Raw genomic sequence first — 2,813 nt, forward strand, 5'->3', positions numbered from 1 at the left:
CCATCTGGAGCGTCACATTATTATGCAAGTAATTTTTATGAATTTCTCTGTAAAAGAATTAAAGAGCACGCAGGGGAAGATTTGTGAAAACCTATACCTTAGATGATGTTGCAGTATTAATTGATAAAGTGAATAAATATGATGATGAGATTATCAATTTGGGTACTGCAGAAAATGCAGTTGATGATCTACTGATTGAAAAGGCGGAGAAAGCTCTCGGTTTACAATTTACATCTTCTTATAAGAGTTTTTTAAAAAATTATAAAGGAGGAGAAATTGGAGGTTATGAAATCTGTAGCGTTTATAGGGATTGTGGAATAGGTATTGCTGCTGGTGATATTGTTTACCAAAACTTACTCGATAGAAAACATGGTTTTGCGACACCAGAACAGCTCGTTGTGAGTTATGATCTTGATGAAACCTTTTACTTTGATTATACGCAGTTTCGGGATGGTGAATGCCCACTCTATCTCAAGTATACATCTGAAGATTCTGAATATTACGCAAGTAATTTTTATGAATTTCTCTGCAAAAGAATTAAAGTACACGTGGGAGCTGAGATACCTGAAGGTGACCAACCGATTGAAAAGATTGAGCACACTCCCACTCCGCAACCTATCCCTTTTTACAAGAGCTTTTGGAAAAAACTATGGAAGAGGTGAAATTGATAGAGGAAATATATAGTCTTTCTAGAGAGCCTAAGTATTATACAAGTAATTTTTATGTAAAAGAATTACAGATCATGCTGGGGGAATGATGATGCAAACTAAAGATGTCACAGAGATTTTAAAAAGACTGGGCTGGGAGCCTTATCGTGATAACGTGGGGGATACTTTTGCGCATTATCATCTTCCCGATCGCATTGTCGGTATTGGCTATGGTGTAAAAAATTATGGAGAGAGTGGCAAAGAGTTTTTGCTTTCGGCTGATCTCACCACCGCTGCTTATTGTCTTGCTCGGGAATATTCTAGAGGTGAAAAATCACAGCATAAATATGGAGATGTGCTGTTTTACGCGAAGGAGGATTTTAATGTTAAAGCTCCGGATCTTTCCTAAAGCCATATCACAACCGCTTTAAACAAAGTGATTGCATGGGCGCAAGCACAGGATATTGAAAAAGAGTTGTGCGAGGAAGCTACTAATCATTCTGCCGTTGCACAAGCATTACTTGGTGATATGGAGGCTTTAAGGAGTGATAGATCTACCCCAAAACTATCTGTGCCAGAATTTGCTGATTATAAAACAATGACATCGGATGATCGCCTGCTTTTTTTTGCACAGGCCTATAAAAATGGGGAATTAGACGATATTCTAACGCGCAAGAAGCCAAAACAGCGCTCGATAAGTCTCACAGCAGCAATGCGCGTTCTTAAAACACAAGGGTGGTTTTCAACGGAACCTGGAAAAATGTGGTTGATTTTGCCCGACCGCTTTATTCAATTTGATTTTGGTTTTATACGTCTTCATGATAATTACAATGTCCGTATTGAAGCTGAAATATCTAATGAAATGATTTCTGTCGCTTGCAATTGTATTCACTATAGTAAGGAATATTGGTGTGTTTCTCCTAAAAATATTTATAATTCTTTTAATACGATTGGGGGGGGGTTTTTAGTGGTTTTGGTAAAGGCATTGATATTTGTGTAGAGACATTAGATGAGCAAGAGCTTATCAAAATCTCTGAGCGGATAATACAGTGGGCACGTGCCCAAGATTTACAAGCATCAATAGAAAGCAAAACACGTGTTCAAAAGTATAGCTACAATATACGTATAGTCTGGCATTTGGCTTGTTTAGCATTGACAGGTCAAATTGATGTTCTGAAATCTTATCAAAATTTTTTAGAAGCCGGTAAGATTTCTGAGATTTTGGATGACCGTGAAGTAGAGAGATATATTAACCATGCCGTTCAATTTGCTGAAGAATATCTGAAAATCCTTAATGAGCGAAAAGCTATAGATGATCGTCTTAGTTTACAAGATTTGTCTTTTCTTAATACAGTTTCTGAAGACTTAAAAAGGATGGACTGGACAGTCTATCGTGATAAAAATTACAATTGCAATGCTTATTTTATAACGAAAGATCGTATCATTAATATAGTGTACGACCTTGATAAAAAAGGAGAGACACCATTTGTTACCTTCAAGGTTTCTCTTTCAACACTTGGTTTTTCTACAGCTTATCGATCTATTTTCATCAATACTCCCCAATATACCGTTCTTAAAGAATCAGAAGAAGTTTATGCAGTTTCTAGTACTGAATTGGATGAAGGCAAGCTGAAACAGATCAGTGCGGATATTTTGTGCTGGGCTGATCGACAAAATGTGAATCAAATCATCTATGATTATGCGGCTTTGTCCCCAGACAGTGAATATGATTTTGCGAAGTTGCACCTTATTGCACTTATTCTTATTGGGGATGTTGAAAAACTCAAATTTTATAAGGAAAGTTTGAAGGATAAAAACTTTTCAGCTTTGATAAGGGAAAACATAGCACATATTATTGATAACGTCCTTGCTCTTGCACGCCGTTATCGGACTGGTTTTCCTAAAAACGCTCCGATTTTAAGCTTGGATCCGCAAACAGCATCTGTTGCTTCTAAAACAACTTCTGTTGAAGTGGCAGAGGAAGTGGATGAAGCGGATGACACTGATGATCGTCTCACTATGGAAAGTGCTCATGCACTTTTAAAAAGTCTAGGCTGGTCAACCGAGAAAATCAATGAGAATGACCATATGGCAAGCTATCAATTGGCTGATCGTGAAGTAGACATTCTTTATAACGACGAAATTGCCAAAGATTACCCACAATTT

Annotated in this window: 1 protein-coding gene and 1 pseudogene; both read left to right on the top strand. The window is 37.2% G+C overall.

Translation table 11 applies throughout. The features are described from left to right. Positions 1–83 precede the first annotated feature (83 nt). The gene (locus ACFIK4_RS08145) at positions 84–662 is read left to right on the top strand and encodes an SMI1/KNR4 family protein (protein ID WP_375675721.1); all 579 of its coding nucleotides are present in this window, start codon (positions 84–86) and stop codon (positions 660–662) included. A 97-nt stretch (positions 663–759) separates the two neighbouring features. Continuing rightward, a pseudogene (locus ACFIK4_RS08150) lies at positions 760–2,813 on the top strand (DUF6990 domain-containing protein); the annotation flags it as partial.

The sequence above is a fragment of the Bartonella sp. AP9QHHD genome (assembly GCF_042195625.1).
GTDB lineage: Bacteria > Pseudomonadota > Alphaproteobacteria > Rhizobiales > Rhizobiaceae > Bartonella.